Raw genomic sequence first — 24,755 nt, 5'->3', positions numbered from 1 at the left:
GCTGAGCGCAACGGCGGAGCGGCCCGGCGCGGGTGTGGAGCCCGCGCCGGGCCTTCGCCGTGCCGTGCGCGGCTACCTCGACCACCTCACCGTCGAGCGGGGGCTCTCGGCGAACACGCTCGCGTCGTACCGCCGGGACCTGGACCGCTACCTGGCCACGCTCGCCGCCGCCGGGGTCACCGACCTCGCCGACGTCGGCGCCGGCCTGGTGGAGACGCACCTGGCCCGGCTGCGCGCCGGCGAGGACGGCCACCCGCCGCTGGCCGTCTCCTCCGCGGCCCGCGCCGCCAGCGCCGTGCGCGGGCTGCACCGCTTCGCGCTGCGCGAAGGGCTGGCCGGCGCCGACCCGAGCCGGGACGTGCGCCCACCCACGCCACCGCGCCGGCTGCCGCGCGCGCTGCCGGTCGACGACGTGGTCCGGCTGCTGGACACCGCCGGGCCGGTCACCGTGACCGGGGAGGGCGCGCCGCTCGCGCTGCGTGACCGGGCGCTGCTGGAGTTCCTGTACGGCACCGGCGCGCGGATCTCCGAGGCGGTCGGCGCGGCCGTCGACGACGTCGACGCGGACGAGGGGACGGTGCTGCTGCGCGGCAAGGGCGGGCGCAGCCGGCTCGTACCGATGGGCGGCTACGCCGTCCGGGCGCTGCGGGCCTACCTGGTGCGCGGCCGTCCCCCGCTGGCCGCCGCCGGCCGCGGTACCCCGGCGGTGTTCCTCAACGCGCGCGGCGGCGCGCTGTCCCGGCAGGGCGCCTGGACGATCCTGCGCCGGGCCGCCGAGCGGGCCGGCCTGCCGGTCGACGGGCCGGCCGCCGTGTCCCCGCACACGCTGCGCCACTCGTACGCCACCCACCTGCTGGACGGCGGCGCGGATGTCCGTGTGGTGCAGGAGCTGCTCGGCCACGCGTCGGTGACCACCACCCAGGTGTACACACTGGTCACCGTCGAGCGGCTGCGTGAGGTGTACGCCACCGCGCACCCGCGCGCCCGGGGCTGAGCGGCCACCGGCGGGAAGGGGGCCCCGGCCGACACGCCGAATGGGTAATGAACGGCCTGCTGGTCAGTGGCGTACAGTCGGCATCGGCGCGAATCCCCTGGAGTGGTCGGGCCGGGGTGCGCAGCGGCGCCGCGAAGGACGTCGGACGGCTCCGACGCCGGGTGGTCGTCGGGAGGGGGCAACGAGGACATGGCTGGCAACGAGGACCGTGCCGAGACGTGGACGTCGGAGCTCCGTGAGCAGCAGGCGACGCTCGGCGCCGACCTCGGTCCGGCGGATCCGGCCGCCTACACGATGCGCAAGCCGATCCCCGAGCCGATGCCGACCGACCGGCACGGCCCGGCCCGGATCATCGCGATGGCCAACCAGAAGGGCGGCGTCGGCAAGACCACCACGACGATCAACCTGGGCGCGGCGCTCGCCGAGTACGGCCGCCGGGTGCTGCTCGTCGACTTCGACCCGCAGGGCGCGCTCTCGGTCGGGCTGGGCGTCAACCCGCACAACCTCGACCTGTCGGTCTACAACCTGCTCATGCAGGACGACATCACCGCCGAGGACGTCCTGATCAAGACGGACGTGGCGGGGCTGCACCTGCTGCCGGCCAATATCGACCTGTCCGCGGCCGAGATCCAGCTGGTCAACGAGGTCGCCCGGGAGATGGCCCTGGCGCGGGTGCTCAAGTCGATCCGCAAGGAGTACGACTACATCCTGATCGACTGCCAGCCGTCGCTCGGCCTGCTGGCCATCAACGCGCTGACCGTCGCCCACGGCGTGCTGATCCCGCTGGAGTGCGAGTTCTTCAGCCTGCGCGGTGTGGCGCTGCTGCTCGACACGATCGACAAGGTCCGTGAGCGGCTCAACTTCGACCTGGAGCTCGAGGGCATCCTCGCCACCATGTACGACAGCCGCACCACCCACTGCCGGCAGGTGCTGCAGCGGGTCGTGGAGGCGTTCGGCGACAAGGTCTACCAGACGGTGATCACCAAGACGGTGAAGTTCCCCGAGTCGACCGTCGCGGGCGCACCGATCACCACCCTCGACCCGGCCTCGTCGGGAGCGCGCAACTACCGCCAGCTGGCCCGCGAGGTGATCGCCGCGCAGGCCGAGCGGTAGGTGCCGGTGCCCCGTCGCGCCCCGTCCACTACGGTCGTCGGGTGACCGCCCCGCCCCTCGACCCGCCCACCGTGCCCGAGCAGCCGTCGTCCCCGGAGGACGCGGGCGCCCGCGGTGTGGCGAACGAGCCGCCGGCGGACGTGACCGGTGGGGCGTCGGCCACTGCTGCCGGGGTGCCGGCCGAGGCCACGCCTACCGGGCCGGCGCAGCGCGGGTCCACCGACCCGGCGGAGGCGGCCTCCGACGCCGGCACGGCGGACGAGGGGTCGACCGAGGGCAGCGGCTTCACCGTCCGGCTGAAGAACTTCACCGGCCCGTTCGACCTGCTGCTCCAGCTCATCGGCAAGCACAAGCTCGACGTCACCGAGGTGGCGCTGCACCAGGTCACCGACGAGTTCATCGCGTACATCCGGGCCATGGGCGACCAGTGGGACCTGGACGAGGCGAGCGAGTTCCTGCTCATCGCCGCGACCCTGCTGGACCTGAAGGCGGCCCGGCTGCTGCCCGCCGCCGAGGTGGAGGACGAGGAGGACCTCGCCCTGCTGGAGGCGCGGGACCTGCTCTTCGCCCGGTTGCTGCAGTACAAGGCGTACAAGGAGGCGGCGGCGCACATCGCCGAGCTGGAGGCGGTCGGCGGTCGGCGGTATCCGCGCGCGGTGGCCCTGGAGCCCCGGTACGCCGAGGCGCTGCCCGACCTGGTGCTCGGCATCGGCCCGGAGCGGCTGCGTGCGCTCGCGATCAGGGCGCTGACCCCGAAGCCGGCGCCCGAGGTGTCGATCGCGCACGTGCACATGGTCCGGGTCAGCGTGCGGGAGCACGCGGCGATCATCACCGACCGGCTGCGCCGGGCCGGCACCGCCACCTTCTCGACGCTCTGCGCCGACTGCGAGGTCACCCTGGAGGTGGTGGCCCGGTTCCTGGCCCTGCTGGAGCTCTACCGGGAGGGGCTGGTGGTGTTCGTCCAGGAGCAGGCGCTCGACGAGCTGACCATCCGCTGGACCGGGCCGGCCGACGGCGGCCCCGACCTCCAGATCGACGAGTACGCCGGCACCCCCGCCGAGCCGGCCGCCGGACCGCCGCCCGGCGCCCCGCCCGGGGCGGACACGAGCCCGGCGGCCGAGCCGGATGGGCCGGCGGTCGCGGCTGACGGGCCGGAGGCGGCGCCGACTGACGTGCAGGACCAGGGGACGAACGAGGAGTGACTTCCATGAACGACGAGGAGCGCCGCGACTCCCTGGCCGAGCAGGCCGCCGCCTGGATCCCCCCGTGGGAGCGCCCCACCCCGCCCCGCGAGAAGGACGCCGCGGACAGCCCACCCGAGCAACCCCTCTCCGAGCCCGAGCGACCCGCTCCCGAACCCACCGCAGATCTTGGTACGGATGCGCCGGCCGAGGGGCCGGACCGTACCAAGATCGGGGAGGAAACCGAACCGGCGCTCGCGGGGGAGCCGGGACTGGCCGCGGAGGCGGCGGGGGCGGTGGGGACTGGGGAGGCGGCTGCGGCGGTAGAGCTTGGGGAAGCGGCCGCGGGGAGCGTGCAGGCGGCGGCGCAGGCAAGCACGGGAGCGGTGGGGCGGCGGCGCGCCTCGCGGCGGCAGCCGGAGCCGGCGCCCGCGCCGCAGCTCGACGACGCCGAGCTGCGCGGCGCGCTGGAGGCGATCCTGCTCGTGGTGGACGAGCCGGTCAGCGAGGCGACGCTGGCCGACGTGCTGGAGCAACCGGCCCCACGCATCGGCGCGATGCTCGACCAGATCGCCGCCGGCTACACCGCCTCCGGGCACGGTTTCGAGCTGCGCCGCGCCGCCGGCGGGTGGCGCCTCTACACCCGGCCGGAATACGCCACCTACGTGGAGCGGTTCGTGTTGGACGGGCAGTCGGTGCGCCTCACGCAGGCCGCGTTGGAGACCCTCGCCGTGGTCGCCTACAAGCAGCCGGTCACCCGCTCGCGGATCTCCGCGATCCGGGGGGTCAACTGCGACGGGGTGATCCGTACCCTGGTGACCCGCGGCCTGGTGGAGGAGTGCGGCACCGAGCCGGAGAGCGGCGCGTTCCTTTACCGCACCACCCCCCTGTTCCTGGAGAAGCTGGGCCTGAACACGGTGGACGAGCTGCCGCCGCTCGCCCCGTTCCTGCCCGACGATGTGGAAGAGCTGACCGATGCCACGCGATGACCGCACCACCCGAACCGACGCCCCGGAGGGCGCCGAGCGCCTGCAGAAGGTGCTCGCCGCCGCCGGCGTGGGCTCCCGACGCGCCTGCGAGGACCTGATCTTCCGGCGGCGGGTGACCGTGAACGGGCGGGTCGCGCAGCTCGGCGACAAGGTCGACCCGGCGACCGCCGTGATCCACGTCGACGGCGAGCGGGTGGTCACCGACACCCGCCTGGTCTACCTGGCCATGAACAAGCCCCGCGGCGTGGTCTCCACCATGGCGGACGAGAAGGGGCGCACCGCCCTGGCCGACTTCCTCGGCAACCGGGTGGAGCAGCGGGTCTACCACGTCGGGCGGCTCGACGCGGACAGCGAGGGGCTGCTGCTGCTCACCAACGACGGCACGCTGGCACACCGGCTCATGCACCCGTCATACGGGGTGCAGAAGACGTACCTCTGTGAGGTGTCCGGGCCGATCCCGCGTAACCTCGGCCGGCGGTTGATGGCCGGGGTGGAGTTGGAGGACGGGCCGGCGAAGGTCGACTCGTTCCGCGTGGTGGACACGCTGGGACGCACCGCCCAGGTGGAGCTGAGCCTGCACGAAGGGCGCAAACACATCGTCCGGCGGCTGCTCGCCGAGGTGGGGCACCCGGTGTCCCGGCTGGTGCGTACCGCCATCGGGCCGATCCGGCTGGGTGACCTGCGCGCGGGGCGCACCCGGCGGCTCACCAACGCCGAGGTCGCCGCGCTGTTCAAGGCCGTGGGTGACTGACCCCGCCGGCCGCGGGTACGGCTGCGGGTAGGCTCCGTGGCGGCCGGGCGACGGTCGCGCGGTGGCGCGGGTCGCGCCCGGCGGCATCGCGCGCGCCCCGGTCGGGGGCGGCGGGCATCATGGACGAGGAACATCCGCTCACGGCGCCGGAAGGCCGGCGACCCGTGGGGTACGGGCTGAGGAGGACAACGGTGGAGGAAAACGCACGGACCGGGCGATGTGTGGTCGCTGTGGACGGGCCGTCCGGTTCGGGGAAGTCCACCGTCTCGCGGCGGCTCGCCGCCGGCCTCGGTGCCCGCTACCTGGACACGGGGGCGATGTACCGGGCGATCACCTGGGCGGTGCTGCGCTCCGGGGTCGACCTCAACGACGCCGAGGCCGTCGCCAAGGTCGCGGGCGAGGTCGACCTGCGCATCGGCACCGACCCGCAGGGGTACGGCGTGACCGCCGACGGCGTCAGCGTCGACAAGGAGATCCGCGGGCCCGAGGTGACCGGGGCGGTGTCGGCCGTGGCCGCCGTGCCGGCCGTACGCGCGCTGCTGGTCGCCCGCCAGCAGGAGATGATCACCAACGCCGGTCGGATCGTGGTCGAGGGCCGTGACATCGGCGCCGTGGTGGCGCCCGACGCGGACCTGAAGGTCTACCTGACCGCCTCGGAGGCGGCCCGCGCGGCGCGGCGCAGCGCCGAGGACGCCACCGACGCGGTGGCCACCGCCGCGGACCTGGCCCGCCGGGACCGGCTCGACTCGACCCGCAAGACCTCGCCGTTGCAGCAGGCGCCGGACGCGGTCGTGCTCGACACCACCGAGCTGGGCATCGACGAGGTCGTGCAGCGGCTGCACGCGCTGCTCACCGAGCGGGGCGTGGCATGAGCGAGCGGAGCGAGCGAATCATCTGGTGCAGCGCGGTGGAGCCTCGTGGCGACGCCGACCGCAGGGAGGCGGCGGCATGAGCGACGAGGGCGGCGGTTGGGTCGAGCTGCGGGAGCCGGACCTCGACACCGAGGAGCGCACCGGCCCGCAGCCGGTCGTGGCCGTGGTCGGCCGGCCCAACGTGGGCAAGTCGACGCTGGTCAACCGCATCATCGGCCGCCGGCAGGCGGTCGTCGAGGACGTCCCCGGGGTGACCCGGGACCGGGTGCCGTACGACGCGCAGTGGGCCGGCCGGGCGTTCACCGTGGTGGACACCGGTGGGTGGGAGCCGGACGCGAAGGACCGCGCGGCGGCGATCGCCGCGCAGGCCGAGACGGCCGTGGCCACCGCCGACGTGGTGCTCTTCGTGGTCGACGCGGTGGTCGGTTCGACCGATGTGGACGAGGCCGCGGTGAAGATGCTGCGGCGCAGTGCCAAGCCGGTCATCCTGGTGGCGAACAAGGCCGACAACGCGTCCATCGAGATGGAGGCGACGTCGCTCTGGTCGCTCGGCCTGGGGGAGCCGCACCCGGTCTCCGCCCTGCATGGCCGGGGTTCGGGTGAGCTGCTCGACGCCATCATGGACGCGCTGCCGGACGCCCCGGCGATCGTCGAGTACGGCCCGCGCGGGCCGCGCCGGGTGGCGCTGGTGGGTCGTCCGAACGTGGGCAAGTCCAGTCTGCTCAACCGCTTCTCCGGCGAGGAGCGGGCGGTGGTCGACTCGGTGGCCGGCACGACCGTCGACCCGGTGGACAGCCTCGTGCAGATCGGCGGCGAGACCTGGCACCTGGTCGACACGGCCGGCCTGCGGAAGCGGGTCGGCAAGGCCAGCGGCACCGAGTACTACGCGAGCCTGCGCACCGCGTCCGCCATTGAGGCGGCCGAGGTGGCGGTGGTGCTGCTCGACGCCAGTGAGCCGATCAGCGAGCAGGACCAGCGGATCCTGTCCATGGTCACCGACGCGGGCCGGGCCCTGGTCATCGCGTTCAACAAGTGGGACCTGGTCGACGCGGACCGGCGGTACTACCTCGACAAGGAGATCGAGCGGGAGCTGCGCCGCATCCCGTGGGCGATCCGGCTGAACCTGTCGGCGGCGACGGGCCGGGCGGTCGACAAGCTCGCCCCGGCGCTGCGCAAGGCCCTGGCGAGCTGGGAGACGCGGATCCCCACGTCGCGGCTCAACCAGTGGCTGACGGCGCTGGTGCAGGCCACCCCGCACCCGGTGCGGGGCGGGCGGGCGCCGCGCGTCCTGTTCGCCACCCAGGCCGGGGTGGCGCCGCCGCGGTTCGTGCTCTTCACCACCGGGCCGCTGGACGCCGGCTACCAGCGCTTCGTGGAGCGCAAGCTGCGTGAGGAGTTCGGCTTCGAGGGCAGCCCGATCGAGATTTCGGTACGCCCGCGGAAGAAGGTCGGCCCGGGCGGCCGGGGCAAGGCGCACGGCTGATCGACAGAGTCGACGGCGGGCCGGGTCGGTGTTCTCCTCGACCCGGCCCGCCCCGTTCCGGCGGCTTGTCGGCGCTCCGTTCCGCCGGCGAGCTCCTGCGCCCCACCCTCCTAGGACGCTTTACGGGAGGTGAGGCGGGTCGCCGTCGAGAGGGCCACGGTACGGGTGGGGCCTGTGCGGACGGCGGAAAGAAGCTGCGCTAAGCTGTACCGGCTGCCGCAGGGGAGACCACGCGGCAGCATCGGGACGTGGCGCAGTTTGGTAGCGCACTTGACTGGGGGTCAAGGGGTCGTCGGTTCAAATCCGGCCGTCCCGACGCAGCTCAGAGGGCTGATCCGGCATTCGGATCGGTCCTCTTCGGCGTTCTGGCAAGATCGGTCACGTAGGCGTGGCCGGCGCTCCGCTGGTCGAGTTTCGGGCGTCTACCCGTGTCAAGGGTGATGAGGAGCGCGATCACTGGAGATTCATCCCGACAGCCAGCGTGGGACCGCTCCAGCTCGGGATGAGCTCCGACGAGGTGGCTGCGGCGCTCGGCGGTGGTGAGCCAGCCAGCAGGGGCTGCGGTCCGGGTCGTGAAGAGTCGTATGAGACGTTCACCGAGGTGGGCGTCAACGCCTACTACACGGACAGGCTGCTGTACTGCATCGCCGTTGACGCACTCAATGGACCACAGGTCACGCTCAACGGCGTGGCGCTGGTCGGTCGCGTGCCCTCCGAAGTGGAACAGTGGGCCTGGGATCAAGCGGACGGGTGCGGACGAGAATTGCGTTATACGCACGCTGCGGACGCCTGACCCGGAGAACCCGACCGTCTTGCCTGCCCAGAGCGGGTCGGGCCCTCCGCGCGCACGTTCTTGGTCCTGGAGTCCCCGTAGCGGTGCTCATCGCCGCCGGCTCACTGCCTCGGCGCGCGCTCCGGGCAGTCCGCGTGCCGCCAGGCGGCGGTCAGGTCCTGGCTCGTGACCACCAGCGTTCCGGAGAGGCAGACGATCTCGTGCCGGCATCCGTGTGCGTGTGGCAACACTTCGTCCAGCATGACGTCCTGGAGGTGGGCCACGTCCAGGCCTTCGCCGGCTGGCTGGATCATCAGGCTCTGCACACCGCGGTAGCGGATCGTCAGGTCTTCCTCGTGCTTCCAACAGTTGTGTCGCAGGCACAGCTCAAGCCAGCGGCTCGCGCCCGTCCCACCGGACGTCAGTCGCGCGGGCTTCAGGTCCTTGACGCACCGCTGACCGAAGAAGTCGTAGTGGCCGGGGTCCGTGGCGAACCTGCGGGCTCCTTGGGGCAGCGAGTCAGCAAGCGACGGCAACTGCCGCAGGTACGTCTCGGGATCCAGCGCCATGCCGTCGCGGGTCCGCTCGACGCTGACGTACCTCACTGCCGCCCCTCCGATCCCCCCGCCCGCAGCTGGTGCGGGCGGGGGCATCATCGCACCTACGGCGCAGCGCGGGGGAGACCACGTCCGGTTGGACGGCCATGGTCACGGGGTTGGGTGGGGTCGCTTCGGTTGTCGTGACCGTCGACTGGTCGACGGGCGGACTGCGGACTTCAGTAGCTCGACGGCTCCGGCTCTGGTCGTGGGGTCGGGGTCGTCGCTCAGCTTGCTGCAGTTGTCGATGAACCGGGCGAGGGGTGTGCCGCCGGGGCCGATGAGTTCGCCCACCAACGTCGAGTACAGGTGGTCGAGGTGTGCGGGGTCGGCAGTGGCGAAGGCTTTGGCGATCGGGCGCAGGGCGTGGTCGTCGTTGCGCTTGAGGAGAGCTCCGCAGGTGGTGACGGTGACGGCCGTGTCTTGCGGGTCGAGCAGGAGGCGTAGCAGGACGTCGGCGACGGCGGGCCGGTCGGCCCAGCGGGCCAGTTGTTCACCGGCTCGCGCCCGGACAGCTTGGTCGGGCGATGAGGCCGCTGTCAGCGCCGCCTCGGTGGCTGGTTCGGGCGGTTGCATGAGACCCACGCTTTCACATGGTGGCCTGCGGGTCCGATGACCGGGTCGTGCGTCACGTGCGTGCACGTGCGGAAGGCGTCCCGGGCGGCGAGGGGTCGTCGGTTCCCCGTGCGGGCGTCCCGACGGAGCTCAGCGCCCGTCCGTTCGCAGTCGCCGGGTCCATCCCTTTCGATCCTGTGTAGCGGCGACGTGCGGCAGGGGCGCCCTCGCCGATACGCTGAGCGCCCGTCCGCGCTATCCGGGAGAGCCATGACGAGTCGGTTCACCGAGTTGGTCGTCGACTGCCACGATCCGGAGGCGCTCGCGGCCTTCTGGTGCGAGGTCCTGGACCTCGAGGTGATCGACCGGGGCGAGGGCAAGGTCGAGATCGGTTCCTGGGTGCCGACCGTCGAGGATGTGCGGGCCCGTCAGATGCCACCCACCCTCCTGTTCATCCGGGTGCCCGAGGGCAGGACCGTGAAGAACCGGCTCCACCTCGACGTGAGCCCGATCGACGGGAGCACCGAGGACGAGGTGACCAGACTGCTCGGCCTCGGTGCCACCAGGACGGATGTCGGCCAGGGCGCGGAGGGGAACTGGGTGGTCATGGCGGACCCCGAGGGCAACGAGTTCTGCGTCCTACGCACCCTGGCACCGCAGACATAGCCGACGCCGGACGCGACCGCGGATGACCAGGACCGGAGCGAGCCCCCACCATGTCGGCGGCGCGCCTCGCGCCCAGGTGGCGATCACCGGGCTGCTGATCCTCGCCGGCGTGCTCGTCCTGCTCGTTCCCGCCGGGAGCGAGGGCGACGTCCTGGTGCCGATCAGCGAGGGCCACGGTTTGTCCGCTGTGGACGCAGTCGGCGCGGCGCTGCTGACGGTGGGTGGTACCTGGCTGGAGGTGCTCGTGGCGCGGCGCCTCCCGTACCTCGGCTTGCCCCCGCGTGCCCTGTTCGGGCTCGGCCTGCTGGCCGGTCTCGGTCTGGGGCTCCTGGTCGCCTCGGTCTTCTCGGGATTCTTCTGGTGGTGGGTTGTCGGCGCGGGCGCACTCGGCGTCGCCGTGCTCGTGCTCGTGCCGCTCACGGCCCGGCGGAGCGGCCGCTGACCGGCCCGCCGCGCCTCGCCGTCACCGCGCCGGCCGCTGGAGTCATCCCCGGGCGGCCGTTACCTCCCTGCGGGCACCTGGTCCTTGACGTCGTCGTAGCCGACCGTGCCGGGTGCGGCGGTCGGCGCGTAGATCACCCGGATCACGCCGGTGGGGAACACCTCCGTCGCCGTCACGCTGAGGTGGTACGGCGCGTCGCCGTCGTCGAAGAGCCTGCGGCCCTTGCGCGCCGCGACCGGGTGCACGAGCAACCGCAGCTCGTCTACCAGTCCCGCGGCGAGCAGTTGCTGCACCACGGCGATCGAGCCGGGAATGAGGATCCCCCTGATCCCGGCGTCGGCCCGCAGCGAGGCGACGGCGTCGAGGAGGTCGCCGTCGATCAGTTCGGAGTTGCGCCAGGAGAACGTCAGCGGTCGGTGCGAGACGACCACCTTGCGCATGTCGCCGAGTTGCTTGGCGAACGGGGCGTCGTCGCCGCCGGCGGCCTCGCGGTCGGGCCAGGCGCCGGTGAAGCTGTCGTACGTCTTTCGGCCGATGAGCAGCACGTCGGCGGCGTCGTAGTCCTCGCCGACGGCGCGGGCCATGTTCTCGTCGAAGTACGGGAGGTGCCAGTCCGGGTCGATCTCGGCGACGCCGTCGGCGGAGACGAACAGGGTGGAGATGACCTTTGCCATCCGGGTGCTCCTTTCGAGGTGGCCGGCTACGACGCGGTCGGCGTGCAGCCGGAGCATCAGTGGTGCTGTCGGTGGGTAGACCGGCGCAGCACCCCGAACTCATCGGTCGCTTCGGGGTGGATTCGGCGGACGGAGGCCGTGGCGCCTCCCGGCCCGCGGTGGGCTGCACACCGGGGACACCGGGGGAGGAGCGTGGCGCTTCGGCGGGTGTGGTTTCCCACGTCCTATCCGGGAATGCCAGACGGTGGTGTCGCGGTTATCCGGCCGGATGCCGCGCAGGTACGGCAGCGGTGGGCGCGTCGAGGTCAGGGGAGACGACATGGTGACCGGGGTGGAATTCGGGCTGGACAGTTTCGGCGATGTCACCGTCGGTGCGGACCGGAAGCGTCTGCCGTACGCGCAGGTGATCCGGAACGTGGTCGAGCAGGCGGTGCTCGCCGACCGGCTCGGCGTCGACGCGATCGGCCTCGGCGAGCACCACCGCGACGACTACGCCATCACGGCCCCGGAGATCGTGCTCGCCACGATCGCCGGCCGGACGGAGCGGATCCGGCTCGGCACCGCGGTGACGGTGCTCAGCTCCGACGATCCGGTGCGCGTCTTCGAGCGGTTCGCCACCCTCGACGCGGTCTCCGGCGGTCGCGCCGAGATCATGCTGGGTCGGGGGTCGTTCACCGAGTCGTTCCCGCTGTTCGGCTACGACCTGACCGACTACGAGCGGCTCTTCGAGGAGAAGCTGGAGCTGATGGCGCGGCTGCTGACCGAGGAGCCGGTGACCTGGCAGGGCAGCGTGCGTGCTCCGTTGACGCAGCAGCACGTCTACCCGAAGACGGAGTCGGGACGCATCCGGACGTGGGTCGGCGTCGGCGGCAGTCCCCAGTCGGTGGTGCGGGCCGCTCGGCTGGGGTTCCCGTTGGCGCTGGCGGTGATCGGTGGCGACCCGGCCCGGTTCGCCCCGTACGTCGACCTGTACCACCGCGCCCTCACTCAGTTCGGGCACGACCGGCTTCCGGTCACCGCGCACGTCCCCGGCTTCGTCGCCGACACCGATCAGGAGGCGGTCGACCTGCTCTGGCCGCACGCCCGGGACGTGCTCAACCGACTCGGCCGGGAGCGCGGCTGGGCGCCGATGACCCGGGCTCGGTTCGAGGACGACATCGCCGAGGGGGCGTGGCACGTCGGCTCACCGGAGACGGTGGCGCGCAAGATCGCGAAGACGGTGCGAGCCCTTGACCTGCGGCGCATCGACATCAAGTACGCCAACGGCTCGATGGCGCACGAGCACCTGATGAACACCATCGAGCTGTACGCCACGAAGGTGGTTCCCCGGGTCCGGGAGTTGCTGGCCGAGTGACCTCGGCTGTTCGTGTGAGCGGCGCGCCGTCGGTGGGTTCGGCCGTACCGACGGCGCGAGCCGTCGCGCGGGTCCGTCAGGCGGGGCTGTGGTCCGCGGACGGTTCCCGATCCCGTCCGCCCCGCTCGTTCGACGGGGCGTCAGCCGCCTCGTCCTCCCGGCCGGTGGGCGGTGGGGTGTAGCCGAGTTCGTAGGAGATCTGGTTGGCGGTCTCCATGAGGAGCGGAAGGTTGCTCTTCAACCGGTCGAGGTTCGCGATGACCTCGATCGCCGTGATCGAGGCGGCGGCGATGACGCGCCCCCGTGAGTCCCGGATCGGTGCCGCCACGCACATGACGTACGCGTCGTGCTCGCCGTTGTCGGTGGCCCAGCCCTGCTCTCGGATGTGGACGAGTTCGGCTTCGAGGGACTCGCGGTCGGCGAACGTGGTGTCGGTGAACCGTTCGAAGACGACGTGGGAGAGCAGCCGGTCGCGTTCCTCGGGAGGCAGGTACGCCAGGATGATCTTGCCGACGGCGCTCGCGTAGATCGATACCGCCCGCCCCACCCGCGACGGCAGCTTGACGGCGTCGAAAGCCGGGCTGTCGACCTTGTCGATGTAGACGATCTCATCGCCGGTCAGCTGCGCCAGGTGCACGGTGTGGCCGGTCTCGCGTTGCAGCGCGCGCAGGTGTGCGGCGGCGAACTGGCGCAGGTCCATCGAGCCGAGGGCGAGTTCCGACAGTTCGATGAGCCCGCTGCCGAGTACGTAGGTGCCGGCGCCTGTGCGGCGGACGAAGCGTGCCGATTCGAGCGTCTGCAGGATCCGCAGCGCGGTGGACTTGTGGACGCCGAGCACCTCGGCCGCCTCGGTGAGGGACAGCGGATGCTCCGCGGATCGACGGATGAGGTCGATGGCGCGGCGAATCGATTGCGACAAGTTGATGTCTCCCCTCGTGCGGGGGCCGCTGGGCCGTCCGCGAATTGCACCATCTGCAATGGTAGTGCGTTGCCCGTGCAACCGCCACTTGACACCGTTGCGCATGACGCTACGATCGTTGCAAATTTCATCTGGACGACTCTGACCTGTTACAGGGGAGCAACGATGAGTAAGAAGCCCTCCCGCCTTGGCGTCGTCGGGGCGGCATGCGCCCTCGGCCTGGTCGCCACCCTCCTGACCGGCTGCGGCTCCGACAGTGGCTCCGGTGACGGCGTCACCAAACTGACCTTCGCCGCCTCGACATTCGGGGACCCGGGCCGGGGCCCCAAACTGACCGCGTGGCTCGAGGAGTTCAACAAGAGCCAGGACAAGGTGCAGGTCTCCGCCGCCGCGGTGCCGTACCCGACCTTCGGTCAGACGGTGCTCACACAGATGGGCAGCGGCAAGGGGCCGGACCTGGTCCGATTCGACATGCCCGAGTTCGAGGCCGCCGCGGACGCCGGCCTCATCGCGCCGCTGGACAAACTGATCGATGTCAGCAAGTACGAACTCATCAAGCAGCCCGACCAGTTCATGGTCCACGACGGCACCCGGCACGGGATCATCTTCGAAGCGTCCAACTACGCGATGTTCTACAACGCGGACCTGATCCCGACGCCGCCGACCACCTACGAGCAGTTCGTCTCCACGGCGAAGTCGCTGACCAAGGGTGACGTCTACGGCCTGGCGTTCCGGCAGACCGAGGCCGAGGAGGCCGGCGTCTGGCAGGACATCTTCAACTACGTCTACGGCTTCGGTGGTGCCTGGTCCGACGGCAAGAACCTGACGATCAACTCGCCGGAGAACCTCAAGGGCCTGCAGGCGTACAAGGACCTGTACGACGCGAACGTGATCCCGCGCGGCGCGGACGCCGCGACGTTCCGGCGGATGTTCGCCGAGGGCAAGGTCGGGATGGAGCTCAACAACGGGGGGTACGTGACCGCCACCCGCGGCCAGAACCCGAACCTGAAGTTCAGCGTCGCGCCGATCCCGTTCCCGGTGCGCAAGCAGGGTGCCATCCTCGCACCGATCGTGATCAACGAGTCGAGCCCGGCCAAGGAGGAGGCGGCGACCTTCATCCGCTGGGCGCTCGAGCCGCAGAACCAGGTCAAGCTGCAGGAGATCCTCGGCGCGAGCAGCGTCGCCACGACCACGCAGCGTAGCGCGGAGTCGCTCAAGGAGACCCCGTTCCTGACCGTCTTCGACGAGCTCACCGAGAGCAGCCTGCCGCAGATCGTCTTGGGCTTCGAGGCCAAGACGCCGGACATCCGCAAGGTGGTCGTGCAGAACGTCATCGCGGCGTTGCAGGGCAAGGCGGACCTCAAGTCCGCGCTGGATCGCGCCCAGCAGCAGGCGACCGAACTGGTCGGCTGACAGCTCGACACGGCGACGCTGCCGGCGCGACGGTCCGTGCGCCGGCGGCGTCCTACCTCAGAAGGATCGAACCCGATGACTGTGCTCGAGCAGACCGGAGCACCGAAGACAACCCCCCGATCCGGGGGACGGCGCCGACCCAGCCCGTTGGGCAGCAAGTGGACCCCGTACCTGTTCCTGTTTCCCGCCGCGGTGTTCATCCTCGTCTTCCAGGCGGTGCCCCTCGCCCAGGAGGTCTACCTCAGCTTCACCCGGACGACTCTTCTCAATCCCACCCGTAGCCAGTGGGTGGGGCTCGAGAACTTCAACCGGATCTTCGGCGACCCCGACTTCCACCGGACCCTGCTGACCACGTTCGTCTACGTGATCGCGTGTGTCGTCGGCGCGGTCGGTACCGGGTTGGTCGTCGCGCTCCTGCTCAACAAGGGGTTCCGGGGTCGCGGCGTGGCGCGGGCGCTGGTGACCGTTCCCTGGGCGGCCCCCGGCATCGCGGTCGCGCTCATCGCGACGTGGATGCTCAACGCGCAGTACGGGATCGTGAACCGGCTCCTCCACGCGATCGGTCTCGGCGTCCCGGGCGGCGCGATCCTGGACAGCCCGCGCTACGCGCTTCCGGCGGTGCTCGCGACGACCATCTGGCAACTGTTCCCGTTCACCTCCGTGGTGCTGCTCTCCGCGTTGCAGGCTGTGCCGCAGGACCTCCACGAGGCAGCGACGGTGGACGGCGCGGGGCGGTGGGCGACCTTCCGAGCCGTCACCTGGCAGGTCATCAAGCCGACCGTGGGGCTGCTGGCGCTGCTCATGACGATCTGGTCGCTGCGGCGGTTCGAGCTCATCTGGCTCATGACCAAGGGCGGGCCGGTCGGCGCCACCGAGACGCTCGTCATCGATCTCTACTCGCAGGCCTTCGACTCGAAGGAACTCGGTTCGGCGGCGGCCATCGGGATGGTCGGCGTCGTCATCTCGCTCATCGTCATCACCGGCAGCCGGCTGGTCGCCCGTGCCGTGGAGAAGGAGGACGTCCGATGAGGCGGTTCCGTCTCGGTCTCACCGCGCGGATCGTGGCCGTGCTCGTCGTGCTGGGCGTCGCCGTCTTTCCGCTGTACTGGATGCTCGTCACGGCGTTGTCCAGCAACGGCGACCTGTTCGCGGAGCGGCCCCGGCTCACCCCGGACATCGGCCGGTTCGGGGTGTTCGTCGAGGCGCTGGCCGAGGGCAAGGCGGCCGGCTGGCTGCTCAACAGCCTGGTCATCGCCGTGGGCACCATGGTGCTCTCCGTCGGTCTGGGTATCCCGCTCGGTTACGCGTTGTCCCGGTTCTCGTTCCGGGGCAAGGCCCTGCTGACCGTCGTGCTGCTGTTCACCCAGATGCTCCCCGAGGCGCTGATGGTCGTACCGCTGTTCGCGCTCTTCCGCCGCTTCGACCTGCTCGACTCGCTGACCGGGCTCGTGCTTGTGAACTCGGCCTTCGTCCTGCCGATCGTCGCGCTGATCCTCAAGGGCGCGATCGACGGCATCCCCCGAGAACTGGAGGAGGCGGGGCGCGCCGACGGGGCACGGCCGTTCACCGTTCTGACTCGCATCAACGTGCCGCTGATCGCCCCGTCGATCGCGGCGACGGCGGTCATCGCCTTCTTCCACGCGTGGAACGAGTACGTGTTCGCGGTGACGTTCATCTTCAATCCCGAGCTGCAGCCGGCCTCCGTCGGCATCGCGAACTTCATCGGCGAACTGGGCACGCCGATCCAGACGGTGATGGCCGTCGCCTTCCTGTTCACGCTGCCGGCCGTGGCCTTCTACCTGTTGGCACAGAAGTACGTCGTCTCCGGCATGACCGCCGGTGCGGTGAAGGGTTGACCCGAGGAATGAAGATTGTCTCCGTCGACACACTGGTCGTCGACTTCTACCGTACGAACCTCGTCATCGTGCGCGTCCACACCGACGAGGGGATCGTCGGGCTCGGTGAGGCCACCCTGGAGGGCAAGGAGCGGGCCGTCCAGGGTGCGATCGCGGAGCTCGCCGAAGCGGTCGAGGGCCTGGACCCCACCCGGATCTCGAAGATCCTCTACGAACTGGCGCGGGACTGGTACTGGCGTGGCGGCCCGGTCATCATGACCGCGCTGAGCGCGCTGGAGATGGCGCTGTGGGACATCTCGGCGCGGGACCTCGGCGTCCCGGTCTCGCGGCTGCTCGGCGGTGCGACCCGCGACCGCGTCCGCGCGTACGCGAACGGCTGGTTCTCCGGGGCCGTCACCCCGGAGGACTACGCGGCCGCCGCGCGCAAGACGGTGGAGACGGGCTTCCGTGGCCTCAAGTGGGATCCGTTCGAGAACTACGACCTCACCATCACGACCAGGCAGCTCGACCGGGTGCTGGCACAGGTGGACGCCGTCCGTGGCGCGGTGGGTCGCGAGGTGGAGCTGTTCATCGAGGGGCACGGGCGGTTCGACGTCCGCCACGCGATCAAGGTCGCGAAGGAGATCGCGCAGTTCGACCCGGTGTGGTTCGAGGAGCCGTGCCCGCCGGACAACCTCGACGCGCTGGTCGACGTCCGTCGCGCGTCGCCCGTGCCCATCGCGGCGGGAGAGCGGTGGTTCGGGCGGCAGGGCTTCGCGCCGGCGCTCGCGCGCCAGGCGGTGGACTTCGTCCAGCCGGATGTGACGCACGCCGGAGGGATCGGGGAGCTCGTCTTCATCTCGACGCTCGCGGCCACGAACTACGTGGGATTCGCGCCGCACAACCCGAGTGGTCCGCTGAGCACGGCCGCGACGCTCCAGCTCGGGGCGACGCTGCCGAACTTCCGGTACCTCGAGATCATGGCGACCGACGTGCCGTGGCGTCCGGAGATCACCAACGAACGGCTGGTCCTCACAGACGACGGTGACGTGCTCATCCCGTCCGGCGTCGGGCTGGGCATCGAGCTGGACCTCGCGGCGATCGAGCGCCACCCGTTCACACCGCACCCGATGCGCATGTTCCAGGACGCTGTCTACGACATCCGTCCCCGCGACGAGCGGTCCTTCTTCAACCTGGAGAGCGGTTCATGACGGTGCCACATCCACGGGCGCTGGCCGGCGATCCACGCTGGTTCGGGACCGCCACCGAGGCGCTCCCGGACGACGCCGAGCACAGCGTGCTCATCGGCCGGATCTGGGACCCGTCCGTCGACGGCCCGTCACCCGTGGTCGTCCGGGACGGCGAGGTCTTCGACCTCAGCCGCCACTTCCCGACCGTACGGGACATCTGTGAGCTGCCCGACCCCGCCGCCGCCGTGGCCGGGATCGACGGGCCGCGGGTGGGCCGTTTCGGGGAGATCCTGGCCAACACGGGCGCCGAGCCCCGCGACCGGAGCCGTCCCTGGTTGCTCGCCCCGGTCGACCTGCAGGCACTCAAGGCCGCCGGTGTGACCTTCCCCGTGTCGATGATCGAGCGCGTCATCGAGGAGCGGGCCCGGGGAGATCTCTCGCTGGCGGCGGACATCCGTCACCGGATGCTCGCCGACATCGGCGCTGACCTGCACAGCCTCGCACCCGGATCGGCGGAGGCGGAGCGGCTCAAAGATCTGCTCGTCGCCGAGGGTGTCTGGAGCCAGTACCTGGAGGTGGGGATCGGACCGGACGCCGAGATCTTCACCAAGGGGCAGATCCTCTCCGCCGTCGGCACCGCCGTCCCGGTCGGCGTGCTTGCCGCGTCGACCTGGAACAACCCCGAACCCGAGGTCGCGCTCATCGTCCAGTCCAGCGGCCGGATCGTCGGCGCCACACTCGGCAACGACGTGAACCTGCGGGATGTCGAGGGACGCTCGGCGCTCCTGCTTCCCCGCGCGAAGGACAACAACGCGTCGTGTGCGCTGGGTCCCCTGATCCGGCTCTTCGACGAGCGGTTCGGCCTGGAGCGGGTGCGCGAGCTGGAGGTGTGCCTGCAGGTCCGCGGCGTCGACGGCTTCCAGCTGGAGGCGATCTCGGAGATGACCCGGATGTCGCGGGACCCGGAGGCGCTGGTGCGGCAGCTCATCGGCCCGCACCACCACTATCCCGACGGGGCCGTGCTGATGCTCGGGACCATGTTCGCGCCCATTCAGGACCGGGACCACCCCGGTGAGGGATTCACCCACAAGGTCGACGACGTGGTGCGGATCAGCTGCCCGGCGCTGGGCACCCTGGTCAACCGGGTGCGGCACGCGGAGGAGTGCGAGCCCTGGCAGTTCGGCGTCCGCGATCTCATGGGCAACCTGGTCAGGAGGGGACTGTTGTGAACGTGGTCACCACGGTCGATCCGCGCGATGGCCGGACTCGCCCGACCGATCTCATCGAGACGGACGAGTCGCGGCTGGCGGCGATCGCCGCCGGGGCTTCCCGAGCTGCGCAGTGGCTGGCCGGTCTGGGCAGGCTCGGCAGAGCCCGGATGCTGGATGCCATCGCCACGTCACTGGAGTCCCGTCGCGGGGATCTGGTCGGGGCCGCGGAGGCGGAGACAGGGCTGAGCCGCGCGCGACTGGACCAGGAACTCACCCGGGCGGCGGTCCAGTTCCGGATGTTCGGGGACGTGCTGCGCGACGGCGGCTACCTCGAGGCGGCCATCGATCACGCCGCCGACACGCCGCTCGGGCGCGGCCCGGACCTGCGGCGGATGCTCGTCCCCCTCGGGCCGGTCGCCGTCTTCGGGGCCAGCAACTTCCCGTTCGCCTTCTCGGTCGCGGGCGGCGACACCGCCTCCGCTCTCGCCGCCGGCTCTCCGGTGATCGTGAAGGCTCACCCCTCCCATCCGCTGACGTCGTACGCCTCCGGGGAGGCGATCGCGTCGGCCATCCGCGACACGGGTGGGCCCGACGGTGTGATCGCGCTCGTGTACGGGGAGGCGGCCGGCCTGGGGCTGGTGCGCCACCCCGCGGTCCGCGCGGCCGCCCTGACGGGATCCGTCGGTGCTGCCCGGGCGATCCAGGCGGCGATCGACGAACGACCCGATCCCATCCCTCTCTACGCCGAACTGAGTAGCGTGAATCCGATCGTGGTCCTGCCCGGGGCGGCCGCCGATCGGGCTGAGCAGATCGCCGACGGCTTGTTCGCCTCCTTCACCGGTTCCGGGGGCCAGCTGTGCACGAAGCCCGGGCTGGCGTTCATCCCGTCGGATCCGGGCGGCGACCGCCTCGTCGAGGGGTTGCGAGCGAGAGTGGGCTCCGCGGGCGGCGCGGTGCTGCTGAACGAGCGCATCCGGGATTCGTTCGAGAGCCGTGCCGCGGCGTTCGAGCGCGCCGGCGCGCGCGTGTCCGCGCGGCCGCGGGTGCAGCCCGGTGCGGGATTCACGGTCCCGCCGACTCTCCTGGAGGTCGGGTTGCCGGAGCTCACCGGCGAGATCACTGACGAGTGCTTCGGCCCGCTCATGGTCGTCGTCCGGTACCGCGAGGTAGCCGAGCTCGACGCCGCGCTCGCGGTCGTGCCGCCGTCGCTGACCGGTTCCGTCCACCGCGGACCGGCTGACGATGTCACCGTGGTGCGCGGGCTGGTCGACGCGCTGTCGGCCCGGTCGGGTCGCATCGTCTTCGACGGTTATCCCACCGGGGTCCGCGTCTCGTGGGCCCAGCACCACGGTGGGCCCTGGCCGTCGACCAATGCCCTGCACACCTCGGTGGGCGCCACGTCGATCCGCCGATTCCTTCGCCCGCTGGCGTGGCAGGACGCTCCGGAATGGATTCTGCCCGAGGAGCTGCGAGACGAATTCACGGCTATCCCCCGGCGGGTCGATGGGAGGTTGCAACCAGGGGAGTAGATGTCACGGCCGTAGCGCCGCTGGTCACGGGCGGTCCGTATTCGTAGTAATTCGTGATCGCTTTTGCGGCTGACCCCAGATGGATTCGCGCGCCAGAAACTTCTGGCGCCGCTCAATCCTGCCATAAATTGTTTTCGATCGCGATTTGTCGAATATATTTACGGTCGTGTCTTGACCCTCATCGCAGTTCATGGTTCCATTTTCGACAGGGAACGATGTTAGCGCTCACAATGCGAGGACATCGCTCATTGCTGGTATCCGTTCACCTCACCATCGAATGGTCGGTCGGACCGCTCGATTCGGTCTGACCGCGTGCCGAAGAGGGAGCAGGAACATGCCTGTTGCAATTCCCCGTCCCCAACTGACGCCGGCGCCGAGGCGGCGGCTGATGCTCGCACTGCTGGCTGTCGCCACCGTCGTGGTCGCGGCGACCGCGGCCCCGGCGGCGTCGGCCGCTCCGCCCGCGCCTCTGGGCCCGACCGTCATCCGCACCGACCAGCCGCCGACGGGGTACTCGGTCACCTTCAGGTACCGGGCACCCGAGGACGTCCAGCAGGTCCACATCTACGGCGACTGGTTCTACTCGCGGCCGGAGAACATCCCGTGCCAGGACTGCGGCGACGCCCGGCCGCCCGCCCAGTGGCAGCCCGGCGACGTCGCGGCGACGCCGTGGCACATCCAGGCCATGCAGAAGGGCTCCGACGGCGTGTGGACGTTCACCACACCGCTGCCCGCGGGCACCTTCCGCTACGCGTTCACCCACGACTGCACCAACGAGCTCGCCACCGGCTGCACCCTGCACGACGACCCGGCGAACCCCTGGCAGATCCAGCCGCAGTACCCGGGCGCCCCCGGTGCGGTCCGCAGCACGATCTACGTACCGGCCAGCAAGAAGTTCCCGACGTACGACACCGGTTACCAGGCGCCGGTCGCCAAGCTCGGCACGCTGGAGTCCCGGCGGTACACCTCGCCGCTGTCGACCAACCCGCCGGGCGTGCACGACATCGTCGTGTACCTGCCGCACGGCTACGACCCCCACCGGGCCACGCCGTACCCGACCCTGTACCTGAGCCACGGCGGCGGTGACCACTCGACCGCCTGGACGATGCAGGGCGTGGCACACCTCATCCTGGAGAACGCGATCAAGGATCGGTCCGTGGAGCCCATGGTGATCGTGTCCACCGACTTCAACGGCCTGCCGGGCGGCAACGAGGGCTACGTCAACGAGCTGCGGAACAACATCTTCCCGTTCGTCGAGCAGAACTACCACGTCTCCACCCGCCCGGAGGACCGCGCGTTCGGCGGCTTCTCCGCCGGTGGCAGCCGGGCGTACACCATCATGTACAACCACACCGGTCTGTTCGGCTACCACGCCGCCTGGAGCGCGGGCGGACCGACCGCCACCCCGGCGCAGATCGACCGCATGAAGGCGGTGGCCGGCGGCATCATGATCGGCACCGGGCTCCAGGACCGCCTGGGCAACATCGCCGAGAACTCGCAACGCAACGCCGCCGCTCTCCGTGCGGCCGGCGTGGAGCTGGACGAGTACAACGTGCCCGGTGTGCACACCTGGCACGTCTGGCGCCCGCTGCTGAACCACTACCTGCGCGCCCTGGCGTTCCGGGCCACCACGACCGGCCTCGACGTGGCGGCCGCACCCGCGGGCACCTCGGACAACACCAAGGTCACCGCGACCGCGACGGTGGACGCGGTCAGCACCAGCACCTCCGCTCCCTCCGGCAAGGTCGACTTCTACGCCGGCGACACGTACCTCGGCTCCGCCCCGGTGCACAACGGGGTCGCCCGGCTGAAGAAGACCGTCCACGGCGGACTGGACGCGCCGGTGGTCGCCCACTACCAGGGCGACCGGCTCTTCAACGGCTCGCGCAGCGCGCCGGTCGACGCCCGGTGAGACCAGGCCCGCCGCCACCTCGCTAGGTGTGGCGGGAGCCCCGGCCGCCCGCCCTGGTGACCCAGGAGCGAGCGGCCGGGGCGCCTCCGCGTCGGCACCTGCGGTGCGGCTGGCCGGACGCGCGCCCCAGGGCGCCCCGCGCGGCAGCGGACGGTCTCGCGGCGGCCGGCCCGGCACCGTCCGAGGAGGACGGCACCGGCCGATGGCTCAGCGGACGCTCACGGGACCTCTGCCGTGGCCTTCAGCCGCACCATGGTCCAGGACGCCGGTGGAAGCGCCAGCCGGAGCGCCGATCCCGCCTGACGTGCCGTGTCGTTGGGGCGTGGAGTGGCGTGGTCCGGGCCGTCGGGCGAGTTCCTGGCGCCGAGGTCGGTGCCGCCGATGGTGAGGCACTCGACGATCCCGGTCAACCGGGCGCCACTGATGTCGATGGTCACCTCGGCGGGCGCGGTGGTGACGCGGTTGACGAGGAACACCGTCATCCCGCCGGTGGTGTCGTCCCAGGTGGCGACCGCGTCGACCGTGGCGACCTCGCCGTAGCGGTCGGTGGTCGTGGTGCTGCTGTCGCGGAGCACGTCGAGGACGGTCCCCCGGGCGTGCCGGGCGGTGCGGGCGAAGGGGTGGAAGATCGTCTGGCGCCAGGCCGGGCCGCCCGGTTCGGTCATGATCGGGGCGATGACGTTGACCAGTTGGGCCTGGCAGGCCGCCGTCACCCGGTCGCTGTGCCGCAGCAGGCTGATGAGCAGGCCACCGACGACCACGGCGTCGGCGACGTTGTAGTGGTCCTCCAGCAGCCGCGGCGCGACGGGCCAGTCGTCCCCGCTGGGTGGCGTGGACGGGGCGGCCGACTGGTACCAGACATTCCACTCGTCGAATGCGATCATGATCTTCTTGGTCGACCTGCGGATCGCGCCGACGGAGTCGGCGATGGCGGTGACGTCGTCGATGTACCGGTCCATGTCCTCGGCGGAGGCGAGGAAGCTGGGCAGATCGTCGTCGACCGGGTGGTAGTAGGCGTGCAGCGAGATCAGGTCGACGTCCTCGTACGCCGCGGTGAGGACGTCGCGCTCCCAGCTGCCGAAGGTGGGCATGCCGGAGTGTGACGAGCCGCAGGCGATGAGCTCCAGGTCGGGATCGAAGCGGCGCATCGCCTTCGCGGTCTGCGCGGCGAGGCGTCCGTACTCGGGTGCCGTCCGCCCGCCCACCTGCCACGGTCCGTCCATCTCGTTGCCGAGGCACCACAGCCTGATCCCGTACGGGTCGGGCGCGCCGTTGGCGCGGCGCCGGTCGGCGAGGTGACTGCCGCCGCGGTGGTTGGCGTACTCCAGCAGGTCCACCGCTTCGGCGGTGCCGCGGGTGCCGAGGTTGACCGCCATGATCGGTTCGACTCCCGCCCTGGTGACCCAGCGCATGAACTCGTCGAGCCCGAACGCGTTGGGCTCCAGGCTGTGCCAGGCGAGGTCGAGCCGGGCGGGTCGTTGGTCGACCGGGCCGACGCCGTCCTCCCAACGGTAGGAGGAGACGAAGTTGCCGCCGGGGTAGCGGACCACGGTGACGCCCAGTTCGCGCACGAGCGCCAGGACGTCGCTCCGGAACCCGTCCGGGTCGGCCGTCGGGTGCCCGGGCTCGTAGATGCCTCCGTACACGCAGCGGCCCAGATGCTCCACGAACGAGCCGAAGAGTCGTCGCGGCACCGGCGCGACCCGCCGGCGTGGATCCACGATCAGGCGGGCCGTGTTCACGACGCCTCCCCGCTGGTCGCCGCCTCGGCTCGCCGCGAGCGGGCCGGCGGCCCGCGGTGGGGCAGGGGCTTCTGGGTGTCGGCCAGGTGCCGCGGCGTCCCGTGAAGGTGGGTGTTCAGGGCTGGCTCCCTTCGTGCGTGGCCCGGTCGTCGGGATGCCGCCGCGACGCCCGGAGCCGAGGGGTGGTGGGGGTCGGTGCGAGTCTGGACAGGACGATCGCCACCGATGTGGGCCAACGATCTATGTAAACGTTACCGATTACGTTTACGATAGGGGACAGGTTGCCGATGATCAATGTCTTCGCCGGGCCCTCCAGTGCCGCCCCCGACTGATCCCGGCCCTCGCCCGCGGCGCTGCGGCCCGATCGCCGGGCGGTGGAGTGGCCGTACCCGGTGTCGGGCGGCCGACGGGTGGAGAGCCGGGGCCGGAACCCGTTCGTGAGCCCGGTCTGGGCCGGGCCCGGTTCTGGTCCTGGCGACCGTCGGTCGACAGTGGGTGAGACACCGTCGTCGCGGGGGGCCCGACGGCGTCGCGGGGCAGGGAGGCGGAGGCAGCGGTCGGC

Annotated in this window: 23 protein-coding genes and 1 tRNA gene; 19 read left to right on the top strand and 5 right to left on the bottom strand. The window is 71.2% G+C overall.

The window, feature by feature from the left end; all coding sequences use genetic code 11:
• Nucleotide 1 precedes the first annotated feature (1 nt).
• From SM573_RS27645 to SM573_RS27605, 9 genes are all read left to right on the top strand, one after another.
• The gene (locus tag SM573_RS27645; RefSeq protein WP_474614211.1) at nt 2-994 is read left to right on the top strand and encodes a site-specific tyrosine recombinase XerD; all 993 of its coding nucleotides are present in this window, start codon (nt 2-4) and stop codon (nt 992-994) included.
• 189 nt (nt 995-1,183) lie between these two features.
• The gene (locus SM573_RS27640; RefSeq protein WP_474614056.1) at nt 1,184-2,107 is read left to right on the top strand and encodes a ParA family protein; all 924 of its coding nucleotides are present in this window, start codon (nt 1,184-1,186) and stop codon (nt 2,105-2,107) included.
• 41 nt (nt 2,108-2,148) lie between these two features.
• A complete protein-coding gene (locus SM573_RS27635; RefSeq protein WP_474614057.1) occupies nt 2,149-3,309 on the top strand; it encodes a segregation and condensation protein A in 1,161 nt (386 codons plus the stop codon).
• 5 nt (nt 3,310-3,314) lie between these two features.
• Entirely contained in the window at nt 3,315-4,277 is a 963-nt protein-coding gene (gene scpB / locus SM573_RS27630) for an SMC-Scp complex subunit ScpB (protein ID WP_474614058.1), read from the top strand.
• Nucleotides 4,264-5,028, top strand: coding sequence for a pseudouridine synthase (locus SM573_RS27625; RefSeq protein WP_474614059.1), 765 nt, complete (start codon nt 4,264-4,266; stop codon nt 5,026-5,028). The genes scpB and SM573_RS27625 overlap by 14 nt, the downstream gene beginning before the upstream one ends.
• Before the next feature lie 191 nt (nt 5,029-5,219).
• The gene (gene cmk, locus SM573_RS27620) at nt 5,220-5,900 is read left to right on the top strand and encodes a (d)CMP kinase (RefSeq protein WP_474614060.1); all 681 of its coding nucleotides are present in this window, start codon (nt 5,220-5,222) and stop codon (nt 5,898-5,900) included.
• Between the two features lie 76 nt (nt 5,901-5,976).
• Complete coding sequence (gene der, locus SM573_RS27615) at nt 5,977-7,383, top strand: ribosome biogenesis GTPase Der (protein WP_474617390.1); 1,407 nt, start codon at nt 5,977-5,979, stop codon at nt 7,381-7,383.
• A 242-nt stretch (nt 7,384-7,625) separates the two neighbouring features.
• A tRNA-Pro gene (locus tag SM573_RS27610) sits at nt 7,626-7,699 on the top strand.
• A gap of 72 nt (nt 7,700-7,771) precedes the next feature.
• Nucleotides 7,772-8,176: a hypothetical protein gene (locus SM573_RS27605; protein WP_474614062.1), complete on the top strand. Its 405-nt coding sequence runs from the start codon at nt 7,772-7,774 to the stop codon at nt 8,174-8,176.
• 101 nt (nt 8,177-8,277) lie between these two features.
• Here the strand turns inward: SM573_RS27605 and SM573_RS27600 are convergent, their stop codons facing one another.
• On the bottom strand, nt 8,278-8,760 hold the full coding sequence (locus SM573_RS27600; protein WP_474614063.1) for a hypothetical protein: 483 nt from the start codon (nt 8,758-8,760) through the stop codon (nt 8,278-8,280).
• A 102-nt stretch (nt 8,761-8,862) separates the two neighbouring features.
• Nucleotides 8,863-9,327: a hypothetical protein gene (locus SM573_RS27595; protein ID WP_474614064.1), complete on the bottom strand. Its 465-nt coding sequence runs from the start codon at nt 9,325-9,327 to the stop codon at nt 8,863-8,865.
• Between the two features lie 249 nt (nt 9,328-9,576).
• Here SM573_RS27595 and SM573_RS27590 point away from each other — a divergent pair, with 249 nt between their 5' ends.
• Nucleotides 9,577-9,972 carry a VOC family protein gene (locus SM573_RS27590; protein ID WP_474614065.1) on the top strand — a complete coding sequence of 132 codons (396 nt, stop codon included), beginning with the start codon at nt 9,577-9,579 and terminating at the stop codon, nt 9,970-9,972.
• A gap of 22 nt (nt 9,973-9,994) precedes the next feature.
• Nucleotides 9,995-10,414, top strand: coding sequence for a hypothetical protein (locus SM573_RS27585; RefSeq protein ID WP_474614066.1), 420 nt, complete (start codon nt 9,995-9,997; stop codon nt 10,412-10,414).
• 59 nt (nt 10,415-10,473) lie between these two features.
• Here SM573_RS27585 and SM573_RS27580 read toward each other — a convergent pair whose 3' ends face one another.
• Nucleotides 10,474-11,088, bottom strand: a complete 615-nt coding sequence (locus SM573_RS27580) for a dihydrofolate reductase family protein (RefSeq protein WP_474614067.1) — start codon at nt 11,086-11,088, stop codon at nt 10,474-10,476.
• Between the two features lie 319 nt (nt 11,089-11,407).
• On the opposite strand from SM573_RS27580, the gene SM573_RS27575 reads away from it, so the two are divergent.
• Nucleotides 11,408-12,442 (top strand): LLM class flavin-dependent oxidoreductase, encoded by a 1,035-nt coding sequence (locus SM573_RS27575; protein ID WP_474614068.1) that lies wholly within the window; start codon nt 11,408-11,410, stop codon nt 12,440-12,442.
• A gap of 76 nt (nt 12,443-12,518) precedes the next feature.
• Here SM573_RS27575 and SM573_RS27570 read toward each other — a convergent pair whose 3' ends face one another.
• Nucleotides 12,519-13,361, bottom strand: coding sequence for an IclR family transcriptional regulator (locus SM573_RS27570; protein WP_474614069.1), 843 nt, complete (start codon nt 13,359-13,361; stop codon nt 12,519-12,521).
• A 165-nt stretch (nt 13,362-13,526) separates the two neighbouring features.
• On the opposite strand from SM573_RS27570, the gene SM573_RS27565 reads away from it, so the two are divergent.
• The 7 genes from SM573_RS27565 to SM573_RS27535 all read left to right on the top strand — a co-directional run bounded on the left by SM573_RS27565 (nt 13,527) and on the right by SM573_RS27535 (nt 22,451).
• Nucleotides 13,527-14,774, top strand: a complete 1,248-nt coding sequence (locus SM573_RS27565) for an ABC transporter substrate-binding protein (RefSeq protein ID WP_474614070.1) — start codon at nt 13,527-13,529, stop codon at nt 14,772-14,774.
• 75 nt (nt 14,775-14,849) lie between these two features.
• The gene (locus tag SM573_RS27560) at nt 14,850-15,803 is read left to right on the top strand and encodes a carbohydrate ABC transporter permease (RefSeq protein WP_474614071.1); all 954 of its coding nucleotides are present in this window, start codon (nt 14,850-14,852) and stop codon (nt 15,801-15,803) included.
• Nucleotides 15,800-16,630 carry a carbohydrate ABC transporter permease gene (locus SM573_RS27555; RefSeq protein WP_474614072.1) on the top strand — a complete coding sequence of 277 codons (831 nt, stop codon included), beginning with the start codon at nt 15,800-15,802 and terminating at the stop codon, nt 16,628-16,630. The genes SM573_RS27560 and SM573_RS27555 overlap by 4 nt, the downstream gene beginning before the upstream one ends.
• 8 nt (nt 16,631-16,638) lie before the next feature.
• Nucleotides 16,639-17,820 carry a mandelate racemase/muconate lactonizing enzyme family protein gene (locus SM573_RS27550; RefSeq protein WP_474614073.1) on the top strand — a complete coding sequence of 394 codons (1,182 nt, stop codon included), beginning with the start codon at nt 16,639-16,641 and terminating at the stop codon, nt 17,818-17,820.
• The gene (locus SM573_RS27545) at nt 17,817-19,028 is read left to right on the top strand and encodes a fumarylacetoacetate hydrolase family protein (protein WP_474614074.1); all 1,212 of its coding nucleotides are present in this window, start codon (nt 17,817-17,819) and stop codon (nt 19,026-19,028) included. Before SM573_RS27550 ends, SM573_RS27545 begins: the two co-directional genes overlap by 4 nt.
• Nucleotides 19,025-20,539: an aldehyde dehydrogenase (NADP(+)) gene (locus SM573_RS27540; RefSeq protein ID WP_474617389.1), complete on the top strand. Its 1,515-nt coding sequence runs from the start codon at nt 19,025-19,027 to the stop codon at nt 20,537-20,539. The genes SM573_RS27545 and SM573_RS27540 overlap by 4 nt, the downstream gene beginning before the upstream one ends.
• Nucleotides 20,540-20,873: 334 nt before the next feature.
• Nucleotides 20,874-22,451, top strand: a complete 1,578-nt coding sequence (locus SM573_RS27535) for an alpha/beta hydrolase-fold protein (protein WP_474614076.1) — start codon at nt 20,874-20,876, stop codon at nt 22,449-22,451.
• 218 nt (nt 22,452-22,669) lie between these two features.
• Here the strand turns inward: SM573_RS27535 and arfA are convergent, their stop codons facing one another.
• Nucleotides 22,670-24,193, bottom strand: a complete 1,524-nt coding sequence (gene arfA, locus SM573_RS27530) for an arabinosylfuranosidase ArfA (protein ID WP_474614077.1) — start codon at nt 24,191-24,193, stop codon at nt 22,670-22,672.
• Between the last annotated feature and the right edge of the window lie 562 nt (nt 24,194-24,755).

The sequence above is a fragment of the Micromonospora xinjiangensis genome, from assembly GCF_056150165.1.
The sequence above is the reverse complement of the archived record's forward strand: the minus strand, read 5'-3'. Positions and strand labels throughout refer to the sequence as shown.